This window comes from Rhodocista pekingensis, from assembly GCF_042665545.1.
Classification (GTDB): domain Bacteria; phylum Pseudomonadota; class Alphaproteobacteria; order Azospirillales; family Azospirillaceae; genus Rhodocista; species Rhodocista pekingensis.
Genome location: NZ_JBHTCM010000018.1, coordinates 89,544 through 115,779 on the forward strand (window position 1 = coordinate 89,544; position 26,236 = coordinate 115,779).

The window sequence follows — 26,236 nt, forward strand, 5'->3', positions numbered from 1 at the left end:
CGGGGGGCGGGGATCGTCCACCCGCTCGAAGCTCAACAGCCGGGGGGCGGTCTGCTCCCGGCCCCTGGTGCTGTCGCAGCCCCGGTGGCGGGGATCGCCACGGAATGGCGGTATTCGCCACCGTGCCGGACGCCCCGTGAGTGGGGCGTTGGGATCCTGGCCCCGGAAATCAAGGCTGTCCGGGCGCTACCCCGAGGCTGGCACGCATTCTGCTTAAGGCTGCCCAGGAATGGTCACAGGCTCCGGCGATCCCTCAAGGACCGGGTCGCGGGCCGGGACCGCACGACAGACTACGCGCAGCAGGAGGGGGGATGGATTCGCTCGACAGTTTTGCCCGGCGGGAGGCCTATGCCCAGGCCGCACCCGTCCCGGCGGACCCCGTGGACTTCCCGGCGCCGCGGACGCGCCGGGGCCGTGCCGGGGCGCCCGGGCTGCTCCGGCGCTGGCGCCGCGGCCTGATCGCCGTCGGCATCCTGGCGGTCGGGGTCGCCGGCCTTGTCACCTTCATCGCCACGAAGCCCGAACCGGCGCGCGAGACGAAGCCCGAACGCGAGTGGGCGGTGGATACCGTGACCGTGGCGCGCGGCGACCACCGGCCGGAGGTGGTCGCGCTGGGCACCGTGCTGGCCGGCCGCACCTCTGAGCTGCGGCCCCTGGTCAGCGGGACGGTGCTGTCCGTCTCCCCGGCGCTGCGCGACGGCGGCGTCGTGAAGGAGGGCGAGACGCTGCTCTCTCTCGACCCGGTGGACCACGAACTGGTCCTGGCCCAGCGCCGCGCCGACCTGGACGAGGCCCGCGCCCGGCTGGACGAGCTGCGGGCCAACCTCAAGGCCCATGAGCGCGAGGCGGAACGGGCGGAGACCCTGTTCAAGCGCGGCATCGTCGCCGCCCCCCGCTATGAGGAGACGCAGAACGCCTATGCCGCCGAACAGGCCCGCGTGCGGGCGCAGCAGGCGGTCATCGCCCGGCTCCAGGCTGCCGTGAAGGCGGCCGAGACGGACCTCGCACGGACGACCCTGGTGGCCCCGTTCGACGGCTTCGTCGGCGATGCGCGGGCCGAGGCCGGCATGTACCTGACCCCGGCCGACCGGGTCGCCGTGATCTCCGGTGCCGAGCGTCTGGAGGCCAAGGTGACGGTGCCGACCGACACCTACGGCCGGCTGGTCGCCAGCGGCGAGAGCCTGATCGGGCGGGAGGCCCGGGTGGTCTGGTCGCTGGGCCAGAACCGGCTGGAATTCCCCGCCCGTGTGGTCCGCGTCGATGACCGGATCGACACCGCGGCGGGCGGCGTCGCGCTGTTCGTGCAGCTCGACGGCACCCTGACCGGCCAGGCGATCCGGCCGGGCGCCTTCGTCAGCGTCACCATTCCCGACCGCCTCTATGCCGACGTGATCCGGCTGCCCGCCCCCGCCCTGCATGACGGCGGAACCGTCTATGTGATCGAGGACGGCCGGCTGGCCGCCCGCCCGGTGGAGGTGGTCGCCGTCAAGTCGGATGCCGTCTACCTGTCCGGTGGCCTGCAACCGGGCGACCGCGCCGTCGTCACCCGGTTCCAGGAGATCGGGCCCGGCCTGAAGGTCACCACCCGCAGCGCCCCCGCCGCCGAAGGCCCGGCCGCGCCCAAGGCGGAGGATGCGCCCAAGGACGCGCCCAAGGCGGAGGACGCGCCATGAACCCCAACGCCCTGATCCGCTCCTTCACCCGCCACAAGGTGGCGGCCAACATCCTGATGCTGCTGATGCTGCTGAGCGGCGTCTGGGGGATGCAGCGGCTGGAAGTCCAGATGGAGCCGGACTTCGACATTCCCCAGATCTCCGTCGCCGTCGTCTGGCCCGGTGCTTCGGCCGACGACGTGGACCGCGGCATCGTCGAGGCGCTGGAGCGCGAGGTCCGCTACCTGGACGGGGTGGACGACGTGGTCGGCCGCTCCCGCGAGGGCATCGGCGAGCTGTTCATCGAGTACAGGTCCGGCACCGACATGACCCGGGCCATGACCGAGGTGGAACAGGCGGTCGCCAGCGTCACCACCCTGCCGCAGGGCTCGGAACGGCCGGTCATCCAGCAGTTCCTGGTCTATGACGACATCATGAACCTGGTGCTGTCGGGGCCGCTGCCCGAACCGGCCCTGCGGGCCTGGGCGAAGCAGATCCGGGACGGGCTGATGGCCCGCGGCGTGGACCGCATCAATGTCGAGGGCCTGCGCGACACCGAGATCTGGGTGGAGATCCCGGCCGCCGAGCTGGACCGGCTGGACACCACCCTGGGCGATGTCGCCCAGCGCATCGGCGACATCTCCAGCGACGTGCCCTCGGGCTCGCTCACCGGCGGGGTGGAGAAGCAGATCCGCACCCTGGGCCGGCAGGAGCAGGCGTCGGGCATCGCCGGGCTGACCCTGCGCGGCGATGCCCAGGGGCGCCTGCTGACGCTGGGCGACATCGCCACGGTGCGCGAGACCTACGAGGACGGCGCCGTCAGCGGCCGCCGCAGCGGCAACCCGGCGATCCGCCTGGAACTCCAGAAGGCGAAGAACGGCGACCTGCTGGCCATCACCGCGGTGGTGGACCGCTATCTGGAGCAGATCCGCCCGACCCTGCCGCCGACCCTGAAGCTGGAGATCTACGACCGCGAGACCGATGCCCTGGAACAGCGCATCGACATGCTGGTCGACAATGCCGTCGGCGGCATGGTCCTGGTCTTCGCGGTGCTCTACATCTTCCTGCGCCCGCGGGTGACCTGGTGGATCGTCGTCGACGTGCTGATGTCGCTCTCGGTCACCTTCGCCATCATGATGTGGCTCGGCCAGAGCATCAACATGATGAGCCTGTTCGCGCTGATCATGATGGTGGGCATCATCTGCGACGACAGCATCGTCGTGGCCGAGCATGCCCAGACCCTCCAGGAGCGCGGCTGGGACCCGACCCGCGCGGTGGAGACGGCGGCCCGGCGCATGTTCTGGCCCATCGTCGCCGCCTCGGTGACGACGGTGGCGGCGTTCGCGCCCATGCTGATGATGCAGGGGCCCAACGGCGACTATGTCGAACCGCTGCCCATGGTCGCCATCGCGGTGATCCTGGCCAGTCTGGTCGGCTGCTTCCTGACCCTGCCCAGCCACATCCGCCACGCCCTGGAGCATGACAAGGGCCACTCCTCCCGCGCCCGCCTCTGGTTCGACCGCTCCTTCCTGCGGTTCCGCGACGGCCGCTTCAAGCGCGTCGTGCAGTGGTCGGTGGACAACCGCTACGCCACGGTGGCGGCCGCCGTCACGGCCATGTGCCTCGCCATCGGATTGCAGGCCGGCGGCCGGGTCAACTTCGCCTTCTCGCCGCAGCCGGAAGGCCAGTCGCTGACGCTGAACCTGCTGTTCTCCCCCGGCACCCCGCGCGAGGTGGTGGCGCAGCAGCTCGACGAGGCGGAGGCCGCGCTCTACCGGGTGGAAGCGAAGCTGGGCTATGAACGCGGCGCCCTGGTGACCATGACCTTCGGCCAGGTCGGCGCGACCGTGAACGGCCGTGTCGTGCCCCAGGTCGGCGACTACATGGGCGGCATGGAGGCCGAGGTGATCTCCGCCGACCTGCGCGACGACCGCCTGCCCGACATCATGAAGATGTGGGAGGCCGAGACGCGCCTGCTGCCCGGCATCGACGAAGCGGTGTTCGAGGAGGACAGCGCCGGCTTCGGCGGCAGCAACATCGGCTGGAGGCTCCAGCACGACGACCCCTATGTGCTGAAGCAGGCGTCGCTGGAACTGCGCGACGCGCTGCGCGGCTTCGCCGGGGTCAGCGGCATCCGCGACAACCTGCCGGCCGGCAAGCCGGAACTGGTGGCCGCCGTCACCCCGCGCGGCGAGGCCCTGGGCTTCACGACGGAGATCGTCGGCCGCCAGCTCCGCGACGCCCTGGACGGCGCCATCGCCAAGCGCTTCCCCCGCGGCGACGAGGAGGTGACCGTGCGCGTCCGCCTGCCCGCCACCGACCAGTCGGAGCAGGCGCTGCGCAACCTGCGGCTCCGCTCCCCCGCGGGGGAGGAGGTGCCGCTGGGCGACGTGGTCACCCTGAAGGAGCGGCCGGGTCTGGCCCGCATCCTGCGCAGCAAGGGGCAGCGCACCGTCTCCGTCTTCGCCGACGTGGACATCCACAAGTCCAACCCGGGCGAAATCCGCGAGGCCGTCGAGAAGGAGCATCTGCCCCGCATCATGGAGAAGTACGGCGTCGCCCGGAACATGGGGGACGGCGCCGAGCAGGAGGCCGAGTTCTGGGCCGACTTCTACGCCGGCATCCTGGTGGCGCTGGTCGGCATCTATCTGGTCCTGGCCTGGATCATGGGCAGCTTCACCCGCCCCGCGGCGGTGATGGCGGTCATCCCCTTCTCCGTGGCGGGGGCGGTGTACGGCCACTGGATCATGGGCGCCGACATGACCATGTTCAGCTACATCAGCATCATGGGCATGGCCGGCATCCTGGTGAACGACAGCATCCAGGTCGTCACCAGCATCGACGAGCGCCACGCGGCGGGCGAGCCGTTGCACCTTGCCGTCGTGGACGGTGCGGTGGAGCGCCTGCGCCAGGTCGCCCTGACCTCGCTCACCACCATCTTCGGCCTGCTGCCGCTGATGCTGGAGACGCAGCTCCAGGCGCAGTTCATGATCCCGATGGCGATCACCTTCGTGTTCGGCATCGGCACCGCCACGCTGCTGGTCCTGCTGCTGATGCCGGCCATGCTGATGGTGGTGGAGGACGCGAAGTCCGGCGCCGGCCGGGTCTGGCGGGGGCTGAAGCGGGGCGGCCGCTGGCTGGCCCGCGACCCCGACGCCCCGCGCCCGGCCCGCACCCCGGCCGAGTAGGCCAGCCCCCGCCGACCTTGCTGGCGACCCTGCCGCCGATCCTGCCGCCCCATCCGGTCCCCCGGGCGGGGCGGTTGGCGTCCGGGGCAGGCCGGGCAAGCGCCTTGTGCGGCCGGACCGGGGCGTGCCAATGAAGGGGCCCCCGCAGCCGACCGGTCGCCACCATGCCGCTCCCCCCGCCCCGAGATTCCCAGGCCCGAGATCCCCAGGCCCGCGCGCCCCAGCCGCGCGCGCCCCGGCCTGCCACGGCCAAGGCACCGCCGCCGAAGCCGTTCCGCATCTGCGGGCTGCCGGCGGTGGCGGCGGTCTTCGCGCGCGACCCCGACCGGGTGCAGCGCCTGTTCTACGAGGAGCGCCACCGGCAGGCGGTCGGCCCCTTCTGCGCCCGGCTGGCGGAGGCGCGGAAGCCCTATCGGCTGGTGGAGAAGGAGGAGCTGGACAGGGTCGCCGGCACGCCGCTGCATGGCGGCGTCGTCGCCGTGGCCGAGCCGCGGCAGGTGCTGCCCTTCAACCCCGACTGGGCCAGGCGCTGGGCCGCGGAGGGCCGGCCGCTGCTGCTGCTGGACGGCATCGGCAACCCGCACAATCTGGGCGCCATCGTGCGCACGGCCGCCTTCTTCGGGCTGGACCGGCTGGTGATCTCCGACCATCCGGGGCAGGCGCAGCCGTCGGAATCCGCCTACCGCGTGGCCGAGGGCGGCTTCGAGCATGTCCAGATCTACCGCGCCGAGCGCTTCGCCGCGGCGGTGCGGCGGCTGGCGGAGAGCTACCGCGTCGTCGGTACGGCGCTGGGCGGGCACCCCGCCCTGGGCCGGCTGACCGGGGGGCCGAAGCCGCCGGCCGTGCTGCTGGGCAACGAGGAGGACGGCCTGCCGGCGGAGACCCTGCGCGCCTGCGCCGAGCTGGCGACGCTGCCCGGGTCGGGGCTGGTGCAGTCCCTGAACGTGGCCGCCACCGCCGCCATCCTGGCCTGGGAGATGACGCGGCCCTGAGGCGGGCGACCCCGGCCCCGGCGGCGGGAACCGCCGTCAGAGCACGCTGCCGCCCTGGCGGATGGCGGCGAGGCGCTGGTTCACGGCACCCCAGTTCACCGTGTTCCACCACGCGGCCAGATAGTCGGCGCGGCGGTTCTGGTACGTCAGGTAATAGGCGTGCTCCCACACGTCATTGCCCATCAGCACCGGCTTGCCGTCCATCAGCGGGGTGTCCTGATTCGGACGCGCGACGATCTCCAGCTTGCCTTCCGTGTCGGCCGTGACGAAGACCCAGCCCGAGCCGAACTGCTTCGTGCCGGCCTCGTTGAACGTCTTCTTGAAGTCCTCGAAGGCGCCGAAGTCGCGGGCAATGGCCTCTCCGACGGCGCCGGTCGGCTCACCGCCGCCGTTCGGCCCCATGATGGTCCAGAACATGCTGTGGTTGGCATGGCCGCCGCCATTGTCGCGCACGGCGGTGCGGATGCCCTCCGGCAGCTCGCCCAGGCGCTTCAGCAGGTCGGTCAGCGACAGGCCGTGGAGCTGGCTGTGCTCGGCCAGGGCGTTGTTCAGGTTCGTGACGTAGGTCTGGTGGTGCTTGCCATGGTGCAGGCCCATGGTCCGGGCATCGATGTGCGGCTCCAGCGCCGTCACGTCATAGGGAAGCTCCGGGAGGGTGAAGGGGCTGCCGGGCGGCCTGCTTCCCGAGGGGCCGCTTCCCGAGGGGCCGCTTCCAGGAGGGGGGCTGCCCTGGGCGATGGCGGGCAGGCGGGCGAAGGTCGCGGCGGCGGCGGCGGCCGTGGCGGCGGCAAGCAGGCGGCGGCGGGTCGGCATCGGCATCTCGGGTCCTTCCGAAGGCGCAACGGGATCGCCTGCAACAGGTCGTGCCCGCTGCCCGGCGGTGCCATCCCCCGGAAGGGCGGGGCCGGCGGGCGGTACGATCCTGCCGGGGTAATCCGGACGGCGAAGGTCCACCCGGTCCGCGCCCCCTTGCGGGGGGGGGCCGCGGCGTGGGAAGCAGGGCGATGACCCGCGTGATCCTGCTGAACAAACCCTATGACGTGCTCTGCCAGTTCACCGACGCGGACGGCCGGGCGACGCTGAAGGACTTCGTGCCGGTGCCGGGGGTCTATGCCGCCGGCCGGCTGGACCGCGACAGCGAGGGGCTGGTAGTGCTGACCGACGACGGCGCCCTGACCGCCCGCATCGCGGACCCCCGGCACAAGATGGCGAAGACCTACTGGGCCCAGGTGGAGGGCACGCCGGAAGAGGCGGCGCTGGAGGCGCTGCGCCGCGGCGTCGTGCTGAACGACGGCCCGACCCTGCCGGCGGCGGTGCGGGCGATCCCGGAGCCGCCCGGCCTCTGGCCGCGCACGCCGCCGGTCCGCTTCCGGAAATCCATCCCCACCGCCTGGCTGGAGCTGACCCTGCGCGAGGGGCGCAACCGTCAGGTCCGGCGGATGACGGCGGCGGTGGGGCTGCCGACCCTGCGGCTGGTGCGCCGGGCCGTCGGCCCCTGGACCCTGGAGGGGCTGGCCCCCGGGGAGTGGCGCGACGCGCCGCCCCCGCCCCCGCCCCCGTCTTCGTCGCCGCGTGCGGCGTCGCGTCCGCCCCGGCGCTGAGCGGGGAACAGCCGGGACGCGCCACCGTTGGCAGGACAGACGCCCGGCGTGGGGGCAGGGACCGGACGCCCGGCCGCGCCCCGCCCGCCGGCCCCCGCCTGACTTCAGCGGCCGACGCCGACGGCCGCCCCCGACGGAGGTGCGCCCATGCCCCTGTTCATCTTCCTTCTGCTCGTCATCCTGATCGCCCAGGTCGGGTTCTGGGACACGCTGGAAGCGGTCCTGGGCGGGGCGCTGATGCTGGTGCTGCTGGCCGTCCTGGTCGTGCTGCTGGCCGGCGTGGGCGTGCGGATGGGCCTGCGCCGCCTCGGCCGCTGAGGGGGCGGCCCCCGGGATCAGGGCGGGGGGCCTAGAAGCCCAGTTCCTTCAGCGCCGCGATGGACAGCGCGGCGGAGCTGTGCTGGACGAAGTGGCCGCCGCGCGCCTCCCAGCCCTCGCGCGTGGTGGCGCGGTCGTCCACCAGCACCCGGCCGGGGCCGGACCAGTCCGGCTTGTCCCGCGCCATGCAGGTGATGACCTCCACCTCCTTGCCCAGCATGTTGGCGACCCAGCGGCGCTTCTGCGCGTCGGCCCAGTCGCCGCGCGGCAGGCCGGTCAGGATCACCGGCCGGTGCGGGACGCAGTAGTCCCAGAGATCGCGGGCATCGGCCATCAGCGCCAGCGTGCCGAAGAAATCCGCGTCCTGCGCCAGTGCCCGCCACATCTCGCGGGTGGTCTGCTGGTCCGGCCGGCGGCCGGTGACCCGCTCCACGCCGCGGTCGAAGTCGGCCAGCACGCCGTCGAGGTCGAGGAAGAGTCTCGTCATGCCGTCGTCCGCTTTCCGGTCCTTCCGTCCGTTCCCGTCTTTCCCGTCCGGGCTTAACCGCCCGCGCCGGGCCGGCTATGGTGTGCCGGGTGGGGTGGCCCCTGGAGATGGGGATGCCCGGGCGGCGGGGGAACGGTGGTGCTGGACGACGGAAGGACGCAGCCGGACGGCAGGACCGGAACGGACGGCGGCGGGGCGGAGGCGCCGCTCTACCGCCGGGTGAAGACCTATGTGCTGGAGCGCATCCGCGACGGTGCCCTGCAACCCGGCGACCGCGTGCCCTCCGAGCATGAGCTGGTGGCGGCGCTGGGCGTCTCGCGCATGACGGCGAACCGCGCCCTGCGCGAACTGACGGCGGAGGGGCGGCTGACCCGCGTCGCCGGGGCGGGCACCTTCGTCGCCCCGGCCAAGCCCCTGGGCACGGTGCTGGAGATCCGCAACATCGCCGACGAGATCCAGGCCCGCGGCGGCGCCCATTCCGCCCGCGTGCTGCATCTGGCGACGGAGCCGGCGGCGGGCGAGGTGGCGGAAGGCTTCGGCCGGCCGGCGGGGACGCCGCTGTTCCATTCGATCCTGGTGCATGCCGAGAACGGCCGCCCGATCCTGCTGGAAGACCGCTGGGTGGCGCCCGACGCCGCGCCCGACTATCTGGCGCAGGACTTCGCCCAGGCGACGCCGTCGGAGCATCTGCTGGCCGTCGCCCCGGTGCGGGAGGTGGAGCATCTGGTCGAGGCCGTGCTGCCCGACGCCCGCACCCGCACCCTGCTGGACATGGAGGTGGGGGAGCCCTGCCTGCTGCTGCGCCGGCGCACCTGGATCGCCGCGGCTGAGGCGGAGACGGAGGGCGGGCCGGGCGAGGGGGCGGAGACGGCGCCGGAGGGGCGTGCAGAGGGGCGTGCGGAGGGGCGTGTCGCCTCCCTGGTCGAACTCTGGTTCCCCGGCGGCCGCTACCGGCTGGGCGGCCGCTTCCGGCCGGGCTGACGGGTCAGTCCGCCAGGAGGTTTCAAGCCCCGTCCACCGGCACGCCCGCCAGGACGCGGCCGGCGCAGGCGCCGCCGCCCAGCCAGTAGGCCAGCTCGGCCGGGCGCCCGATCTCCCAGATGGCGAGGTCGCAGCGTTTCCCCGCCTCCAGCGTTCCCGCCTCCTCCGCCAGCCCCAGGGCGCGGGCCGCCTCCCGCGTGGCGCCGGCCAGCGCCTCCGCCGGGGTCAGGCGGAACAGGGTGCAGGCCATGTTCAGCGCCAGCCGCAGGGACTGCACCGGGCTGGTGCCGGGGTTCAGGTCCGTCGCCACCGCCATGGGGATGCCGCGGGCGCGGAATCCCGCCACCGGCGGCAGCCGTGTCTCGCGCAGCAGGTAGAAGGCGCCGGGCAGCAGCACCGCCACCGTGCCGGCCGCCGCCATGGCGTCCAGCCCGGCCTCGCCGGCATGCTCCAGATGGTCGGCCGACAGGGCGCCGAACCGGGCGGCCAGCGCCGCGCCCCCCAGGTCGGAGAGCTGGTCGGCGTGCAGCTTCACCGGCAGCCCGTGCCGCCGCGCCGTGTCGAACACCCGCGCCACCTCCTCCGGGGTGAAGGCGATCGTCTCGCAGAAGGCGTCCACCGCGTCGGCCAGCCCCTGGGCCGCGGCGGCGGGGATCATCTCCGCCACGATGCGGTCGATGTAGCCGGCGCGGTCGTCGCGCCGCTCCGGCGGCAGGGCGTGCGCCGCCAGCAGGGTGGTCCGCACCCGCACCGGCAGTTCCCGCTCCAGCCGGCGGGCCACGCGCAGCATCTTCAGCTCCGCCTCCGGCTCCAGCCCGTAGCCGGACTTCACCTCCACCGTCGTCACGCCCTCGGCCAGCAGGGGGCGCAGGCGGCGGGCGGCGGACCGGAACAGCGCCTCCTCCGTCGCTTCCCGGGTCAGGCGCACGGTGCGGGCGATGCCGCCGCCCTCCCGCGCGATGGCCTCGTAGCTCTCCCCGTTCAGGCGGCGCTCCCACTCCTCCACCCGGTCGCCGCCGAACACCAGATGGGTGTGGCAGTCGATCAGGCCCGGCGTGACCCAGCGGCCGCCCAGATCCACGACGCGGGCGGCCAGGGCCTGCGACTCACCGGGCAGGGCGGCGCGCGGGCCGACCCAGGCGATGCGGCCGCCGCGGGCGGCGATGGCGCCGTCGGGGATGGCGCCGTAAGGGTCGCCGGCGGCGGTGCCGGGCGCGCCGGGGGCCAGCGTCGCCAGCGCCGCCCCGGTCCAGAGGATGTCCCAGGGGGGTGCGTCTGTCATGCGCGCATCCTGCCGGGTGTCTTGCGGGGCCGCAACGGCGCCGCTAGACTAACCTGTATAGACAGCCATGCGGAAACCATCAGCGCGGACGCGATCGGCCGACCCGGCCCGCCGGGCGGCGGCGCCGCCGCGGACAGGGAGAGGGGAGTGCTGCTGCGCGCCTGCTACGCCGACCGCGTCCGGCTGCCCGAGGGCTGGGCCGAAGGGGTGCGGATCGAGCTGACCGAGGGCGGCGACATCGCCGCCCTGATCCCCGGCGGCTCGCCCGAGGGGGCGGAGCGGCTGGCCGGCCCGGTGGTGCCGGGCCTGCCCGATCTGCACAGCCACGCCTTCCAGCGCGCCATGGCCGGACTGGCCGAGCGGGTCGGGGAGGGGGGCGACAGCTTCTGGTCCTGGCGCCGCACCATGTACGGCTTCGTCGCCCGGCTGACGCCCGACGACGTGCATGCCATCGCGGCCCAGCTCCAGATCGAGATGCTGAAGGCCGGCTACACCGCGGTGGCCGAGTTCCACTATCTGCACCACGATCCCGACGGCCGGCCCTACGCCGACCCCGCCGCGCTCTCCCGCGCGGTGCTGGCCGCGGCGCGGGAGACCGGCATCGCCCTGACCCATCTGCCGGTGCTCTACATGACGGGCGGGCTGGACGGGCGGCCGCTGGCGGACGGCCAGCGCCGCTTCGCCGGCACGCCCGCCGGGTTGCTGGCGCTGCTGGAGGCGCTGGCGCCGGAGACGGGTCCCGACCTGCGCCTGGGGCTGGCCCTGCACAGCCTGCGCGCCGTGCCCGCGGGCGCCCTGCGGGAGGCGCTGGCCGGCCTGCGCGCCCGCGACCCCGACGCCCCCGTCCACATCCACGCGGCCGAGCAGCCGAAGGAGGTGGAGGAGTGCCTGAACCATCTGGGCGCCCGGCCGGTGGAGTTCCTGCTGGAACAGGCGGGCGTGGACCGGCGCTGGTGCCTGATCCACGCCACCCACATGACCGAGGCCGAGGCCACCGCCCTGGCCGCCAGCGGTGCCGTCGCCGGCCTCTGCCCGACGACGGAGGCCAACCTGGGCGACGGGCTGTTCCGCTGGGAGCCGTTCCGCCGTGCCGGCGGGCGCTTCGGCATCGGTTCCGACAGCCATGTCTCCGTCGATCCGCGGGAGGAGCTGCGCTGGCTGCATTACGGCCAGCGGCTGGCCGCCGGCCGCCGCTCCTTCGGCCTGCCGGGACGCAGCCCCCACCTGGGCGCGCGGCTCTGGCTGGACGCGGCGGACGGCGGGGCGCAGGCCCTGGGCCGCGCCGCCGGCCGCCTCGCCCCAGGCCGCCGGGCCGACTTCCTCGTGCTCGACGCCGGGCATCCGTCCCTTTGTAGCCGGGAGGGCGACGCCCTGCTGGACGCGCTGGTCTTCGCCAACCACGGCAACCCGGTGCGCGACGTCGTCGTCGGCGGCCGCCGGGTCGTCGCCGCGGGGCGGCACCCGGCGGAGGAGACCGTCGCCGCCCGCTACCGCCGCACCGTCGCCCGCCTCACCGCCTAGGAGCCCGCCCATGTCCACCCGCCGCGACAATTCCCGCAGCATCCGCGCCGCCCGCGGCCTGACCCTGACCGCCCGCTCCTGGCAGACCGAGGCACCGCTGCGGATGCTGATGAACAACCTGGACCCGGAGGTGGCCGAGAAGCCGGAGGAGCTGATCGTCTATGGCGGCATCGGCCGCGCCGCCCGCGACTGGGAGAGCTTCGACCGCATCGCCGCCACCCTGACCCGGCTGGAGCAGGACCAGACCCTGCTGGTGCAGTCCGGTAAGCCGGTGGGCGTCTTCCGCACCCATGCCGACGCGCCGCGGGTGCTGATCGCCAACTCCAACCTGGTGCCGCACTGGGCGACCTGGGAACAGTTCGACGCGCTCGACCGGCTGGGGCTGATGATGTACGGCCAGATGACGGCCGGCTCCTGGATCTATATCGGCACCCAGGGCATCGTGCAGGGCACCTACGAGACCTTCGTGGAGGTCGGCCGGCGCCACTATGGCGGCGACCTTGCCGGCCGCTGGGTGCTGACGGCGGGGCTGGGCGGCATGGGCGGGGCGCAGCCGCTGGCCGCCACAATGGCTGGCGCCTCCTGCCTTGCGGTGGAGTGCCAGCCCAGCCGCATCGACCGCCGCCTCGCGACGCGCTACCTGGACCTCCGCACCGACAGCCTGGACGAGGCGCTGGAGATCATGGCCCGCGCGCGGGCGGAGCGGCGGCCCGTCTCCGTCGGCCTGCTGGGCAACGCGGCGGAGATCTTCCCCGAGCTGGCCCGCCGTGCCGCGGCCGGCGATGCCCGCGCCCGGCCCGACGTGGTGACGGACCAGACCAGCGCCCACGACCCGGCCAACGGCTACCTGCCGGCCGGCTGGACCCTGGCCCGCTGGGAGGAGATGCGCGCGCGCGACCCCCGCGCGGTCGCCGCCGCGGCGCGGCGCTCCATGGTCGCGCATGTCCAGGCCATGCTGGACTTCCACGCCATGGGCGTGCCGACGCTCGACTACGGCAACAACATCCGGCAGATGGCGAAGGAGGAGGGGCTGGCCGACGCCTTCGCCTTCCCCGGCTTCGTGCCGGCCTACATCCGGCCGCTGTTCTGCCAGGGCAAGGGGCCGTTCCGCTGGGCGGCGCTGTCCGGCGATCCCGAGGACATCGCCCGCACCGACGCCAAGGTGAAGGAGCTGATGCCGCAGGACGCTCCGCTGCACCGCTGGCTGGACATGGCGAAGCAGCGCATCGCCTTCCAGGGCCTGCCGGCCCGCATCTGCTGGCTGGGCCTGGGCGACCGCCACCGCGTCGGTCTCGCCTTCAACGCGATGGTGGCGCGCGGCGAGATCGGCCCCGTCGTGATCGGCCGCGACCATCTGGACAGCGGCTCCGTCGCCAGCCCGAACCGGGAGACGGAGGCGATGCGCGACGGCTCCGACGCGGTGTCCGACTGGCCGCTGCTGAACGCGCTGCTGACCTGCGCCTCGGGTGCCACCTGGGTCAGCCTGCACCATGGCGGCGGCGTGGGCATGGGCTTCAGCCAGCATTCCGGCATGGTCGTCGTCTGCGACGGGACCGAGGCCGCCGCCCGCCGGCTGGAGCGGGTGCTGTGGAACGACCCGGCGACCGGCGTGATGCGCCATGCCGACGCCGGCTATGCGGACGCCATCGACTGCGCCCGCCGCCACGGCCTGGACCTGCCCATGCTCGACCGGATGCGGGAGTAACGGCCATGACGCCATACCGTTTCGTTTCCGGAACGATCCCGCTGCTGGTCTCCATGCCGCATGTCGGTACGGGCATGCCCGACGCGCTGGCGGACCGGCTCGCCCCCGCGGCGCGGGACCTGCCGGACACCGACTGGCATGTCGATGCCCTCTACGATTTCCTGGGCGGGCTCGGCGCCTCGGTGATCGTGGCGACCCGGTCGCGCTATCTGGTCGATCTCAACCGGCCGGCGGACGATGCCAGCCTCTATCCCGGCCAGACCACGACCGGCCTGTTCCCGGACACCACCTTCGCCGGCGGTCCGGTCTGGGCGAAGCCTGTTACGGCAGCGGAACGATCCGCCTTCCGGGCCGACATCTGGCAGCCCTACCATGACCGGATCGCGGCCGAGCTGGCGCGGCTGCGCGACCGCTTCGGCCATGCCCTGCTGTGGGACGCGCATTCCATCGCCCCCGTCCTGCCGCGCCTGTTCGACGGTCGGCTGCCCGACCTGAACCTGGGCAGCAACGGCGGCCTGTCCTGCCCGCCCCCCGTCGCCCGCGCCGTGCTGGCGGCCGCCGGCGACGATTACACCGCGGTGCTGGACGGCCGCTTCAAGGGCGGCCACATCACCCGCCATTACGGCCGCCCGGCGGAGCGCGTGTTCGCCCTCCAACTCGAACTCTCCCAGGCCACGCATCTGGCCGAGGGGCCGCCGCCCCGGCTGGACCCGGCGAAGGCGGGGGCGCTGCGCCCCGTCCTGCGCCGCATGATCGAGACCTTCCTGTCCGCCGCCGCCGAGCATGTCGCGGCGCTTCCCCCTGCCGCCCCGCTTCCGGAGTCCCCGCGATGACCGAGACCCTGCGCCTGACCCCCGCCGGCCTGACCCTGGCCGACCTGCGCCGCGTGCTGGCCGGCCCCGTGCGGCTGGAGATCGCCCCGCAGGACCTGGAGGCGGCCGAGGCGTCGGCCCGCACGGTGGCGGAGGTGATCGGCTCCGGCCGCACCGTCTACGGCATCAATACGGGCTTCGGCCTGCTGGCCCGCACCCGCATCGAGCCGGACCGGCTGGCCCAGCTTCAGCGCAACCTCGTGCTCAGCCATGCCGCCGGCACCGGGGAGGCGATGCCGGACAGGGTGGTGCGGCTGATGCTGGTGCTGAAGGTCGCCAGCCTGCTGCGCGGCTTCTCCGGCGTGCGCGGGGAGGTGATCAGGGCGCTGGCGGCGCTGGTCTCGGCGGAGGCGCTGCCGCTGGTGCCGGCCAAGGGCTCCGTCGGCGCCTCGGGCGATCTCGCCCCGCTCGCGCATCTGGTGCTGCCGCTGCTCGGGCTGGGGCAGGTGCGGCTGGCCGGGCGCACCGTGTCGGCGGCGGACGCCCTGGCCGCCGCCGGGCTGCGCCCGCTGGAGCTGGGCCCGAAGGAGGGGCTGGCGCTGCTGAACGGCACCCAGGCCTCCACGGCGCTGGCGCTCGCCGGGCTGGTCGCAGCCGAGCGGGCGTTCGACGCCGCCCTGGTGGCGGGGGCGCTCAGCATCGACGCGGCGCAGGGCTCCGACACGCCGTTCGACGCCCGCATCCACGCTCTGCGCGGCCAGCGCGGCCAGATCGACGCCGCCGCCGGCTACCGCCGGCTGCTGGCCGGCAGCCCGATCCGGGCCAGCCATCTGAGCTGCACCCGCGTGCAGGACCCCTACTGCCTGCGCTGCCAGCCGCAGGTCATGGGCGCCTGCCTGGACCAGCTCCGCTTCGCGGCCGGCACCCTGGCGACGGAGGCGAACGCCGTCACCGACAATCCGCTGGTCTTCCCCGACGACGGCGACATCCTGTCGGGCGGCAACTTCCATGCCGAGCCCGTCGCCATGGCCGCCGACCAGATCGCCCTGGCCCTGGCGGAGATCGGTTCGCTGTCGGAGCGGCGCACGGCCATGCTGGTGGACCCGCACCACAATGGCGGCCTGCCCGCCTTCCTGGTGACCGACGGCGGGCTGAACAGCGGCTTCATGATCGCCCAGGTCACGGCCGCCGCGCTGGCCAGCGAGAACAAGGGGCTGGCGCACCCGGCCAGCGTGGACAGCATCCCCACCAGCGCCAACCAGGAGGACCATGTCAGCATGGCGACCTGGGCCGCCCGCCGGCTGCTGGAGATGGCGGACAACGCCGCCGGCATCGTCGCGGTGGAGCTGCTGGCCGCCTGCCAGGGCATCGACTTCCGCCGGCCGCTGCGCAGCTCCGCCCCGCTGGAGGCGGTGCATGCCGCCGTGCGGGCGGAGGTCGGCTTCTACGACCGCGACCGCCACTTCGCCCCCGACATCGAGGCGGCGCGGGGCCTGATCGCCGCCGGGCGGGCCGCCAGCGGGACCGACTGGCTGGCGGCCGCCTGACGCGGGGACGGGGGTCAGCGGATCAGGAACTTCAGCAGCCGCTCCATCTTCGCGCCGTAGGGCGGGCGCATCAGGCCGGTGCCGTTCAGCCGCGACTGGTGGAACACGGACTTGGCGTGGCTGAAGGTGCGGAACCCGGCCTCCCCGTGGTAGGCGCCGATGCCGCTCTCGCCGACGCCGCCGAAGGGCAGCTCCTCCTGCGCGACGTGCAGCAGCGTGTCGTTGACGGTGACGCCGCCCGAGACGGTGCGCTCCAGCGTGCGGTCCACGACGCCCTCGTCATGGCTGTAGAGGTAGAGCGCCAGCGGCCGCGGCCGGTCGTTGATGTAGGCGTAGGCCTGTTCCAGGCTGTCATAGGGGACCAGCGGCAGGATCGGGCCGAAGATCTCCTCCCGCATCACCGCCGCCTCGTCCGGCACGCCGGTCAGCAGCGTCGGCGGCAGCTTGCGCCGGGCCGGGTCCGGCACCTCGTTGCCGGGATTGATCGTCTCCACCCGCGCGCCGCGGCGCTTCGCGTCCTCCAGCAGGCCGGTCAGGCGCTGGTAGTGGCGGTCGTTCACGATGGCGGTGTAGTCGGGGTTCGTCTCCAGCCGCGGATAGAAGCGGGTGACGGCGGCGCGGTAGGCGGCGATGAACGCCTCCTCCCGGCCGCGCGGCAGCAGCACATAGTCCGGCGCGATGCAGGTCTGGCCGGCATTGAACAGCTTGCCGCCGGCGATGCTCTCCGCCGCCTTGTCCAGCGGATAGTCCGCGGCCACGATGGTGGGCGACTTGCCGCCCAGCTCCAGGGTGACGGGCACCAGATTCTCCGCCGCCGCCCGCATGACGTGGCGGCCGACGGGGGTGGAGCCGGTGAACAGCAGATGGTCGAAGCGCAGCCGGCTGAACGCCTGCGCCACCTCGGCCCCACCCTGCACGACGGCGACCTCCACCGGCTCGAACACCTCCGCCAGCACCCGCTCCAGCAGGGCGGCGGTGGCCGGGGTGTACTCCGACGGCTTCAGCATCACCCGGTTGCCGGCGGCGATCGCCGCGGCGAGCGGCGTCAGGCCGAGCTGGATCGGGTAGTTCCAGGGGCTGATGATGCCGACCACGCCCAGCGGCTGGTACAGCACGCGGCCGCGGCCGGGCTGGAAGGTCAGGGCGATGGGCCGGCGCTGCGGCTTCATCCAGCGCCGGAAATGCTTCCGGGCATGGCGGATGGCGCTCAGGGTGGAGAAGATGTCGGCCAGCCGCGTCTCATGCGGGGAGCGGTGGCCGAAATCCTGGCGCACGGCCTCGACCAGCGCCTCCTGGTACTTCAGCACCGCCTGATGGAGACCGTCCAGGGCGGCGGCGCGGCGTTCCTCCGACAGGGGGCCGTGCAGCAGGTAGGCATTGCGCTGGGCGTCGAGAAGCTGGGACAGCCGGCGGTCGCCCGTGCGGGCGTCCTGTACCGGGAAATCGATCACGGCATCGGTCATGGCGTTCCTCCCTGTCCGGGTCCCGCTCCGGCCGGCCCGGCTGTTGTCGATGTTGGCCGTGTCGGCACACACGGCAAGCGCGCATCCGGTCCGTCCGGCACTCCGTCCGCGAGGTGGCCGTCCGCGAGGTGGCCGTCCGCGGGGTGGCCGTGCGGGGGGTGGCCGTCCGCGGGGCGGGTGTCGCGGCGATCAGCCGCGGCGGAAGCGCTGCACGCCGATGATGCGATAGCCCTGGGCCGAAGGGAACCGCGTTTCGATGCGGTGGCGGGCGTCGCGCTCGGTGGCGGCGCCGATCAGGCAGATGCGGCCGGCCGCCCAGTCCCCGGCCTGCGCCGGCGGCGGCCCCGCCCGCAGGCTGCCCTGTCCGTCATTCACCACCGTCACTTCCCACAGGCGCTGATGGACCAGACCGGCGCGGTCGATCATGTGGAGCCGCTGCCTGGGCATCTGCTGGGCGGCGTGCAGCTCCGCCTCGGCATCGGCGCGCAGCTCCTTCAGGCGGGTCAGCTCGGCCTCCGCCTCGGTGATGGCGGCGTCGGCCTGGGCCTGCCGCTGCTGCACCTCCGCGCAGACCTCCTTCAGTGCCCGGTGCTCCCCCTCCAGCCGGGCGGTGGCGCGGTGGCGGTCGGCCCGGTCGCCCTCCATCCGGCGCAGGGTGACGGCGAACTGCACCAGCGCCAGCACGAACAGCAGCAGCAGGATCAGGTTCAGGATCATGGTCGCTTCGGCCCCGTCACTCGGTCCCCGTCACTCGGACCCCGTCACTCGGCCGCCTTGCGGGCGGGCCTGCCGGGGACGGCGGGCTGCAAGGGCGGGACGGTGAAGCCGGCGTCCGGTGCGAAGGCCAGCCGTGCCAGCCGCGTCGCCTCCGCCGGGGTGGCGGCCCAGACCTCCAGCACATGGCGCAGGCCGCGCACCCGGCTGTCGCCGGAATGGACGCGCCCCACCGTCAGCATCGGTCCCAGCGTCATGTCGCCGACGAAGGGGCGGCGGTCGCCCCCGGGTTCCCCCAGCTCGTGGACGATCTCGAAACTCTCCTGCTTCGCGGCCAGCAGGCGGCGCTTCATCTCCTGGATCTGGCCGACGGTCATGCGCCGCTCCGTCTCCAGTTCCGCGATGCGGGCGACCGCCGCCTCATGCGTGGCGCGCATCTGATCGTAGCGGCGGCGCATCCGCTCGTTGCGGAGTTCCAGGGTCGCCTGCATCCGGCGGCCGACGACAAGGCGCACCTGTCGCATCAGTGCCGCCGAGACCATCCCGCAGGCCCCCAGCACCGTGAAAATGAACAGGTTAATACTGAAGCCTTCCAGCCACACGTCGATCCGTCCCGATCATGTGGCCACGCGACTGCAAGCAGTCAAAAGCCCGGAACGGCCACCGATTATTCCGGACGCGGGCTGGGTTCGACAGGTTGCAGAGGGGGAAATCCGCAGCAGCAGGGGTTCTATACCATGCGGGTCCTGGCGCGTCGATGCGCCATGGCAGATCCCGGACCGTCGTCCGGCGGCGGGAAACCATGTCCGCCCCGGCCTGTTGGGAAGCCGACCGCCGTGACGCCCGCCGTGACGCGGTCCCTGGCCACGGAACAACGGAGGACACCATGGCGGATCGCCTGGGCGACAAGGTCGTCGTCATCACCGGCGCATCCAGCGGCATCGGCAAGGCCACCGCGGACGCCTTCGCCCGCGAAGGGGCGACGGTGGTGCTGGCGGCCCGGCGCGAGCAGGGCCTGCACGGGACGGCGGAAATGGTGATCCGTGACGGCGGCCGGACCATGGTGGTGCCGACCGACGTGCGCGACGCGGCCCAGGTCCGGCACCTCGCCGACCGGGCCATCGACGCCTATGGCGGCATCGACATCTGGGTCAACAATGCCGGCATCGCCAGCTTCGGCACGTTCGAGCAGACCCCGCCGGAGGTCTTCGCCAATGTCGTGAACTCGACCTTCTACGGCGTGGTCAACGGCTTCCGGGCCGTGCTGCCGCATTTCCGCGAGCGCGGCCGCGGCATCCTCATCACCACGGCCAGCATCGCCGGCCGCGTGCCGACGCCCTACCAGTCGCCCTACGTGGCGGCGAAGCACGCCGTGCTGGGCTTCGTCGAGACGGTGCGGCAGGAACTGCACCTGGAGGGGCTGGACGACATCCATCTCTGCTCCGTCCTGCCCGGCCCGATCGACACGCCCTTCTGGCAGCACGCGGCGAACCATACCGGCCGCGACGTGCAGGCGCTGGAGCCGGCGACGCCGCCGGAGAAGGTGGCCCGTGCCATCCTCGGCCTCGCTTTCCGGCCGCGGCGGGAGGTCGGCGTCGGCATCCCGCCCTGGGTGCTGGAGATGGGCATGGCCGTGGGGCAGGGGGCGCTGGAGCGCGGCCTGGCCCGGATGACGCGGCGGAGTCTGTTCCAGGACAGCACCCGCCCCGCCACCGAGGGCGGCGTGCTGCGTCCGATGCCCGAGGGCACGGGCATGCGCGGCGGCTGGATCGAGCGGCAGCACCGCACCGGCGGCAATGGCGGCCACGCCGCCGGCATCGGTGCTGCGGGCCTGCTGGCCCTGGCGGTCCCCCTGGGGGCTGCCGCCTGGTACCGCTACCAGAAGCACGGCCGCGTGCTCTGATCCCGCCGCCGTCCGGCGGCCACCGGACGCGGCCCGCGGCTCACTCCGCCGCAGCGCCGTGCCCGCCCCGGGGTTCCTGCCCGGTGGCGGGGCCATGCTCGGCATACTGGCTGTCGAGGTCCTGGAGCCGGCGGCGGATGGCGCCGACCGGCTGAACCCCGTGGGCGGCGAGGCTGTAGAGCAGCGGCGTCACGTAGAGCGACAGCAGCGTGCCGACGGTGACGCCGCCGACGATGACCCAGCCGATCGCCATGCGGGACTCCGCCCCGGCCCCCTCGGCCAGGGCCAGCGGCAGGGCGCCGAACACGGTGGCGATGCTGGTCATCAGGATGGGGCGCAGGCGCAGCTTGGACGCCTCGACCACCGCCTCGCGCATCGCCAGCCCCTCGTCGCGGAGCTGGTTGGCGAACTCCACGATCAGGATGGCGTTCTTGCAGATCAGCCCGACCAGCAGGATCAGCCCGATCTGGGTGTAGATGTTGTCGGTCATGCCGGTCAGCGCCATGGCCAGCACGCCGCCGAACAGGGCCAGCGGCACGGCCAGGATGATGATCAGCGGCATGCGGAAGTTCTCGAACTGCGCCGCCAGCACCAGGAACGCCACCAGCAGCGCCATGCCGAAGGCGAAGAAGATGGAGGACGACGCCTCGAGCTGCTGCCGCGCCGCGCCCTCGAAGGCGAGCTGCGCCTCCGGCGGCAGCATCTCCGCCGCCGCGGCGCGCACCATGTCGATGGCCTCGCCCATGGTCAGACCGGGCTCCAGCGTGCCGGTGATGGTGATGGAGCGCAGCCGGTCGTAGCGGTTCAGCTCCGTCGCCCCGGCGATGTCGCTGATCTGGATGAGGTTGGCCAGCGGCACGAGCTGGTCCGTCTTGGACCCGCGGATGTAGATGTTCGACAGGTCGCGCGGGTTCGAGCGCTGGTCCGCCTCGGCGCGCAGCACGACGTCGTATTCCTCGCCGCGGTCCAGATAGCGGGTGACCTGGCGCTCCGCCATCATCGTCTCCAGCGTGGAGCCGATGTCGGAGATGCCGATGCCCAGGTCCGACGCGCGGTCGCGGTCCACCTGCACGCGGAGCTGCGGCTTGGTCTCGTCAAAGTCGGCGATCAGGGTGGAGATGCGGCCGTATTCCTGGAGGCGGGAGATGATGGCGTCGCGCCATTCCGCCAGCTCATCATAGGTGTTGCCGCGCAGCACGAACTGGATCTGGTTGGAACCACCGCCGCGCAGGCCCAGGCCCGAGGGGATCTGCGGGTTGATGCGCGCACCGGGGATCTGCGCCATCTTCGGCATCAGCTCGGCGACGATCTCCTGCACGCCGCGGCTGCGCTCGTCCCAGGGCGGGGTCCGCACCACCAGCATGGCGCGGTTGACGCCCGAGCCACCGCCCCAGCCGGGGGCCAGGATGGTGAGAACGGAATTGACCTCCCCGCTGGCGAGGTAGGGCTCCAGCAGCGTCTCCACCGCCATGACCTCGCGGTTGGTGAAGTCGAGGGTGGAGCCCTCCGGCGTCTGCACGGAGATGCGGAAGACGCCGCGGTCCTCCTGCGGGGCCAGCTCGCTCTCCAGCGACTGGTAGGTCACCACCAGCCCGCCCACCGCGGCGGCGAACAGGGCCAGCACCAGCAGCGGCGCCCCCAGGGCGGCGCGCAGCGTCCGGCCGTAGAGGCTGGACATGCCGGTGAACACCTTCTCCGTCGCCACGAAGAAGCGGTTGCCCTCGTCATGCACCCGCAGCAGCTTGGAACAGAGCATGGGCGACAGCGTCAGGGCGACGACGCAGGAGAAGCCCACGGCCGCCATCAGCGCCACGGCGAACTCACGCAGCAGGCGGCCCTGCTCGTTGTCCAGCATGGTCAGCGGGAAGATCACCGCCAGCAGCACCAGGGTGGTGGCGATCACCGCGAAGCCGATCTGCCGCGCCCCGCGGAAGGCCGCCAGCAGCGGCGGCTCGCCCTCCTCGATACGGCGGGCGGCGTTCTCCACCACGATGATGGCATCGTCCACCACCAGCCCGACCGCCAGCACGAAGGCCAGCAGGGTCAGCACGTTGATGGAATAGCCCAGCAGCGCCAGCACGCCGAAGGCGGCGACCAGCGATACCGGGATGGCGACCACCGGGATGATGGTGGCGCGCGCCGTGCGCAGGAAGACCCAGACGACCAGCACCACCAGCAGGATGGCGACGCCGATGGCGTGGAAGACCTCGTAGATCGACTGGTTGATGAACACGGCGTCGTCCTGCCGGACCTCCAGCGCCATGCCCGGCGGCAGCGAGGCGCGGAACTGGTCCAGCACGGCGTGGACGGCCTGCGACACCTCCACCGTGTTGGCGGTGGACTGGCGCTGGATGCCCATGCCCACGGCCTGGGTGCCGTTCAGGCGGAAGTCGCCGCGGTCGTCGCGCGGGCCGACCTCCACCCGCGCCACGTCGCCGATGCGGACCAGGTTGGCGCCGTCCTGGCGCACCACGATGGCGGCGAACTGGCCGGGCGTGGACAGGCGCGTGTCGGTGCGGACGGTGAATTCGCGCTGGGAGGATTCGATGCGGCCGGCCGGAAGCTCGGTGTTCTCCCGCCGGATGGCGGTCTCCACGTCGCGCACGGTGACGCCGCGGGCGGCCATGGCGTCGCGGTCCAGCCAGACCCGCATGGCGAAGTCGCGCCGGCCGGAGATGCGGATGCTGGCGACGCCGGGGACGGTGTTCAGCGTGTCCAGATAGTAGCGCCGGACATAGTCGGTCAGCTCAAGCTGGTTCATGCGGTCGCTGGTCAGCGTGATCCACATGATCGGCTGGCTGTCGCTGTCGACCTTCGTCACCTCCGGCGGATCGGCCTCCTCCGGCAGGTTGTCCACGACGCGGGAGACGCGGTCACGCACGTCGTTGGCGGCCCCGTCGATGTCGCGCGTCAGCTCGAACTCGATGGAGACGCTGGAGCTGCCCTCGCGCGAGCGGGAGCGGATCGTGCGGATGCCTTCGATGCCGTTGACGACGCTTTCGATCCGCTCCGTGATCTCGTTGTCCACCACCTCGGCGCTGGCGCCGGGGTAGGAGGTGTCCACGGAGACGACGGGCGGGTCGATCCGCGGCAGTTCCCGCACCGGCAGGCTGTCATAGCCCAGCAGGCCGAACACGACCAGGACGGCGCTCAGCACGAAGGCCAGGACGGGGCGCTGGATCGAGACGTCGGACAGGACCATGGGGCGTTTCCTTGCGGGCGTGGACCCTGGCGGACTTCAGGACCGGCGGACCCCGGGGGGCCGGGAACGGGCGGGGGGCCCGCCGGGACGGCCCCCTGCCGGACGACCGCTGCCGGTCAGCTCTGGGTGCCGGCGGGGCCGGGAAGGCGCATCGGCACGATCTCGGCCGCCACGGGCGAGCCCTCGCGCACCTTCTGGGTGCCGCGGGTGATGACCAGTTCCCCCTCGGCCACGCCCTCCACCGCCTCGACCACGCCGGACTGGCGCGCACCGATGACGACCAGCCGGCGCTCGACCCGGCCGTTCTTCACGGCGAAGACGTACTGGCGGTCGCCGACCGGGACCAGCGACTCTTCCGGGATCAGGACCACGCCCTTGCGCTCGTCCAGCAGCAGCCGGACGTTCATGAACAGGCCCGGCTTCAGCAGGAAGTCGTCATTGGGGATCTCGGCCACCAGGGTCAGGGTCCGGGTGACCGGATCGACACGGGTATCGACGGCGCCGATCACGCCGGTGAAGGCGCGGTCGGGGAAGACGGTGGTGCGCGCGGCGATGGACTGGCCCACGGCCAGCCGGCGCAGCGCCGCCTCCGGCACGGAGAAGTCCAGCTTCACGGTGCCGATGTCGTCCAGTGTCGTCACCTCGTCGCCCGGACGGACCAGGGCGCCGGGGCTGACATGGCGCAGGCCGGCCACGCCGGCGAAGGGGGCGCGGATCGTCAGATCCTGGAGCCGGGCGCGGGCAGCGTTGAACCGTGCCTCCGCCCCCTGGAGTTCGACGCGCAGATCATCCACCCGGGCCTGCGCCACGGCCTGCCGGCCCAGCAGCGCGATGGCCCGTTCCAGCTCCTGCGCCACGGTGCGGCGCTGCGACTCGGCGACGGCCAGCTCGGCCTTCGCCTCCGTCGCGTCCAGCTCCACGAGCACGTCGCCGGTCTTGACCCGTTGCCCTTCGGTGAAGGAGATCTTCGAGACGATGCCCGTCAGCTTGGAGGTGACGGTGACCGCTTCGTTGGCGCGCAGGGTGCCGATGGCATCGAAGGTGACGGGGATGTCGCCCGTCGTCGCGGCGGCGGCGACCACGGCGGTGGGGCGGATCTGGGGCCCGCTCTGCTGGGCGGTGTCCTGGCGACCGGCCGCCGCATACCAGATGCCGCCGGCGGCAAGGGTAAGGGCGGCGACGGTCGCGATCTGCCAGGCAAGGCGCATGGTCAGGTCCGGTTCCGAGGCTTGGGGTGATGAGCGCCGCCGACACGGGGGCCGGCGGCCGGTGGCTCAGAATTGGCCCGAACCCCGGATTGTTCAAGCGTTTCACTGCCGCGGGGGGCTGCGTCCGTGAAATACTCGTGCGTCTCCAGGGTCGGACCGCACACTTGCGTACCCCGAGCCGCCCCCCTCATGCCACTCCCGCGTGGTTACCGTTCGGTAACGTCGCCCGGCCCGTTACAATGCAGCAAAGAAGCGGGATCGCCTGCCCGTCAGGTGGCGAGGGTCAGGCGGCGAGGGTCAGGCAGGCCGGCCCCACCTGCTCCACGGTGAAGGGCGCGCGCACCCCGCCGGAGAAATGCTCCGCCGTCTCCAGCGCCAGCCGCACCCGCTGTTCCGCCGGCAGATCGCGGGTGGTGTAGAGCGAACCCAGCGCATAGTGCGCCCCGCAGCCGATCGCATGGAAGCCGCGGCTGAACTCGCTGACCTGATAATCGTCCTGGATGGAGAACAGCCGCCCCTCCGTCGCCACCAGGAAGAAGCCGCCCGTCTCCACATCGTTGGAGCGGTGGGCGAAGCCGCCTTCCTTCAGGCAGATCCGCACCGACTCCACGAACTCGCAGACCATGTAGTGGAACAGGTCCTGGTCCGGCCGCCGCACCGGCGGGCGCAGGCGGAAGCGCAGAAGCTGGCCCATGCGGAAGGAACTGGTGAAGCCGACCAGGAAGTCGCCGTTGCGGAACACCTTGGGATCGGCGCGCAGGCTGATGTCCAGCCCCGCCACCCCGGCGCTGTCGCCGCCCATCCAGACCGTGCTGCCTTCCACCAGACCGACGATACAGGTCATCGCACGCCTTCCCCGAAAGTCCGACCAGGAACGGCCGCGACTCTGGAGCCGGCCCGATTAAGGCTTGCTTTACGGCTCTCCGGCACAAAGGAGGTAGGGGGCGGGGGCCGCCCGGCGGCGACCGCCCCGGGACACCGTCCCCGGCGGAGACATTATCGGGACACAGGATCGGAACAGAGGAACCGGGACCGGGGGGCGGCGTTTGCCTGCCGGACCCGACGGGACCCCCTCGGCGGCCCCCTTGGTCCGCGACCGGCTGTCCGGCTTCCCGCGCCGGCTGCCGGTCGTCGCGCGGCCCGTCCGAGCCCCCCGGACGGGCCGTTGCGTTTCAGGCCCTGACGACGTCCGACTCAGGCCGCGCTCAGCTCATAGCCGCGGTGGCCGATCTCCTCCAGGAAGGCGCGGTCCAGGCGCCCATAGCGCGACGGCATCTCGCGCTCGATCCGGTCCAGCAGATCGCGCGCCGCCGTCTGCCCGTTGACCTCCGCATACAGCAGGAACCAGGCCGCATAGGTCCGCCCGGCCAGACGCAGGTCGGCATCCTCCGCCTGGGGCGGCAGCACCCAGAAGCCAAGCTGTCCGTCGCGGCGCACGCCCACGAAGGGCAGCTTGCCGATGGGAAGCCTGACCGGCCGCCCCTGGCCGGGGGCCAGGGTCTGGTTCGGTGGTAAAGGACTCACGGCTCTCGCACCCCCGGTTTCCGGGCGTTCACTTGCGGTTAACAAGTATAGAATCAGACAAGCTCTTGTGCCTGAGACTATAGAGTCGGGATTCCCGGCGGTGCAACGGCGGTGTACCCGCTGCGTCGCCATGGCC

The 26,236-nt window shown here is 72.9% G+C and carries 21 protein-coding genes; 11 read left to right on the forward strand and 10 right to left on the reverse strand.

The features are described from left to right. Nucleotides 1-311: 311 nt before the first annotated feature. From ACFQPS_RS15855 to ACFQPS_RS15865, 3 genes are all read left to right on the forward strand, one after another. On the forward strand, nucleotides 312-1,673 hold the full coding sequence (locus ACFQPS_RS15855) for an efflux RND transporter periplasmic adaptor subunit (protein ID WP_377360191.1): 1,362 nt from the start codon (nucleotides 312-314) through the stop codon (nucleotides 1,671-1,673). Further along, nucleotides 1,670-4,840 carry an efflux RND transporter permease subunit gene (locus ACFQPS_RS15860; protein ID WP_377360192.1) on the forward strand — a complete coding sequence of 1,057 codons (3,171 nt, stop codon included), beginning with the start codon at nucleotides 1,670-1,672 and terminating at the stop codon, nucleotides 4,838-4,840. Before ACFQPS_RS15855 ends, ACFQPS_RS15860 begins: the two co-directional genes overlap by 4 nt. Before the next feature lie 296 nt (nucleotides 4,841-5,136). Beyond that, nucleotides 5,137-5,832 (forward strand): TrmH family RNA methyltransferase, encoded by a 696-nt coding sequence (locus ACFQPS_RS15865; protein WP_377360193.1) that lies wholly within the window; start codon nucleotides 5,137-5,139, stop codon nucleotides 5,830-5,832. 36 nt (nucleotides 5,833-5,868) lie between these two features. Here the strand turns inward: ACFQPS_RS15865 and ACFQPS_RS15870 are convergent, their stop codons facing one another. Next, nucleotides 5,869-6,651, reverse strand: a complete 783-nt coding sequence (locus ACFQPS_RS15870; protein ID WP_377360194.1) for a superoxide dismutase — start codon at nucleotides 6,649-6,651, stop codon at nucleotides 5,869-5,871. Between the two features lie 185 nt (nucleotides 6,652-6,836). On the opposite strand from ACFQPS_RS15870, the gene ACFQPS_RS15875 reads away from it, so the two are divergent. Both ACFQPS_RS15875 and ACFQPS_RS15880 read left to right on the forward strand, forming a co-directional pair. Further along, nucleotides 6,837-7,433 carry a pseudouridine synthase gene (locus ACFQPS_RS15875; RefSeq protein WP_377360195.1) on the forward strand — a complete coding sequence of 199 codons (597 nt, stop codon included), beginning with the start codon at nucleotides 6,837-6,839 and terminating at the stop codon, nucleotides 7,431-7,433. A gap of 147 nt (nucleotides 7,434-7,580) precedes the next feature. Next, a complete protein-coding gene (locus ACFQPS_RS15880) occupies nucleotides 7,581-7,751 on the forward strand; it encodes a hypothetical protein (protein ID WP_012568372.1) in 171 nt (56 codons plus the stop codon). Between the two features lie 31 nt (nucleotides 7,752-7,782). Here ACFQPS_RS15880 and ACFQPS_RS15885 read toward each other — a convergent pair whose 3' ends face one another. After that, entirely contained in the window at nucleotides 7,783-8,238 is a 456-nt protein-coding gene (locus ACFQPS_RS15885) for a hypothetical protein (RefSeq protein WP_377360196.1), read from the reverse strand. 138 nt (nucleotides 8,239-8,376) lie between these two features. Between ACFQPS_RS15885 and hutC the strand changes: the two genes are divergently transcribed. Then, nucleotides 8,377-9,219 carry a histidine utilization repressor gene (gene hutC, locus ACFQPS_RS15890; RefSeq protein ID WP_377360197.1) on the forward strand — a complete coding sequence of 281 codons (843 nt, stop codon included), beginning with the start codon at nucleotides 8,377-8,379 and terminating at the stop codon, nucleotides 9,217-9,219. A 22-nt stretch (nucleotides 9,220-9,241) separates the two neighbouring features. Here the strand turns inward: hutC and hutI are convergent, their stop codons facing one another. Then, entirely contained in the window at nucleotides 9,242-10,501 is a 1,260-nt protein-coding gene (gene hutI, locus ACFQPS_RS15895) for an imidazolonepropionase (protein ID WP_377360198.1), read from the reverse strand. Nucleotides 10,502-10,648: 147 nt separating this feature from the next. Here hutI and ACFQPS_RS15900 point away from each other — a divergent pair, with 147 nt between their 5' ends. From ACFQPS_RS15900 to hutH, 4 genes are read left to right on the forward strand one after another with little or no spacing between them, the layout of a single operon-like run. Beyond that, the gene (locus ACFQPS_RS15900) at nucleotides 10,649-12,022 is read left to right on the forward strand and encodes a formimidoylglutamate deiminase (RefSeq protein WP_377360199.1); all 1,374 of its coding nucleotides are present in this window, start codon (nucleotides 10,649-10,651) and stop codon (nucleotides 12,020-12,022) included. Nucleotides 12,023-12,032: 10 nt separating this feature from the next. Next, complete coding sequence (gene hutU / locus ACFQPS_RS15905; protein WP_377360200.1) at nucleotides 12,033-13,727, forward strand: urocanate hydratase; 1,695 nt, start codon at nucleotides 12,033-12,035, stop codon at nucleotides 13,725-13,727. A 5-nt stretch (nucleotides 13,728-13,732) separates the two neighbouring features. Further along, nucleotides 13,733-14,560, forward strand: a complete 828-nt coding sequence (gene hutG / locus ACFQPS_RS15910; protein WP_377360201.1) for an N-formylglutamate deformylase — start codon at nucleotides 13,733-13,735, stop codon at nucleotides 14,558-14,560. Next, on the forward strand, nucleotides 14,557-16,086 hold the full coding sequence (gene hutH, locus ACFQPS_RS15915; RefSeq protein WP_377360202.1) for a histidine ammonia-lyase: 1,530 nt from the start codon (nucleotides 14,557-14,559) through the stop codon (nucleotides 16,084-16,086). Before hutG ends, hutH begins: the two co-directional genes overlap by 4 nt. Before the next feature lie 14 nt (nucleotides 16,087-16,100). On the opposite strand, the gene ACFQPS_RS15920 is transcribed toward hutH, so the two are convergent. From ACFQPS_RS15920 to ACFQPS_RS15930, 3 genes are all read right to left on the reverse strand, one after another. After that, nucleotides 16,101-17,549: a coniferyl aldehyde dehydrogenase gene (locus ACFQPS_RS15920; RefSeq protein ID WP_377360203.1), complete on the reverse strand. Its 1,449-nt coding sequence runs from the start codon at nucleotides 17,547-17,549 to the stop codon at nucleotides 16,101-16,103. 189 nt (nucleotides 17,550-17,738) lie between these two features. After that, on the reverse strand, nucleotides 17,739-18,266 hold the full coding sequence (locus ACFQPS_RS15925) for a hypothetical protein (RefSeq protein WP_377360204.1): 528 nt from the start codon (nucleotides 18,264-18,266) through the stop codon (nucleotides 17,739-17,741). 44 nt (nucleotides 18,267-18,310) lie between these two features. Next, nucleotides 18,311-18,865 carry a hypothetical protein gene (locus ACFQPS_RS15930; RefSeq protein ID WP_377360205.1) on the reverse strand — a complete coding sequence of 185 codons (555 nt, stop codon included), beginning with the start codon at nucleotides 18,863-18,865 and terminating at the stop codon, nucleotides 18,311-18,313. Nucleotides 18,866-19,149: 284 nt separating this feature from the next. On the opposite strand from ACFQPS_RS15930, the gene ACFQPS_RS15935 reads away from it, so the two are divergent. Further along, nucleotides 19,150-20,166, forward strand: coding sequence for an SDR family oxidoreductase (locus tag ACFQPS_RS15935; protein ID WP_377360206.1), 1,017 nt, complete (start codon nucleotides 19,150-19,152; stop codon nucleotides 20,164-20,166). 40 nt (nucleotides 20,167-20,206) lie between these two features. Here ACFQPS_RS15935 and ACFQPS_RS15940 read toward each other — a convergent pair whose 3' ends face one another. The 4 genes from ACFQPS_RS15940 to ACFQPS_RS15955 form a co-directional block, all read right to left on the reverse strand. Then, nucleotides 20,207-23,368, reverse strand: coding sequence for an efflux RND transporter permease subunit (locus ACFQPS_RS15940; protein WP_377360207.1), 3,162 nt, complete (start codon nucleotides 23,366-23,368; stop codon nucleotides 20,207-20,209). Between the two features lie 116 nt (nucleotides 23,369-23,484). Further along, complete coding sequence (locus ACFQPS_RS15945) at nucleotides 23,485-24,576, reverse strand: efflux RND transporter periplasmic adaptor subunit (RefSeq protein ID WP_377360208.1); 1,092 nt, start codon at nucleotides 24,574-24,576, stop codon at nucleotides 23,485-23,487. Between the two features lie 283 nt (nucleotides 24,577-24,859). Further along, nucleotides 24,860-25,420 (reverse strand): hypothetical protein, encoded by a 561-nt coding sequence (locus ACFQPS_RS15950; RefSeq protein ID WP_377360209.1) that lies wholly within the window; start codon nucleotides 25,418-25,420, stop codon nucleotides 24,860-24,862. Between the two features lie 350 nt (nucleotides 25,421-25,770). Continuing rightward, a complete protein-coding gene (locus tag ACFQPS_RS15955; protein ID WP_377360210.1) occupies nucleotides 25,771-26,100 on the reverse strand; it encodes a hypothetical protein in 330 nt (109 codons plus the stop codon). Between the last annotated feature and the right edge of the window lie 136 nt (nucleotides 26,101-26,236).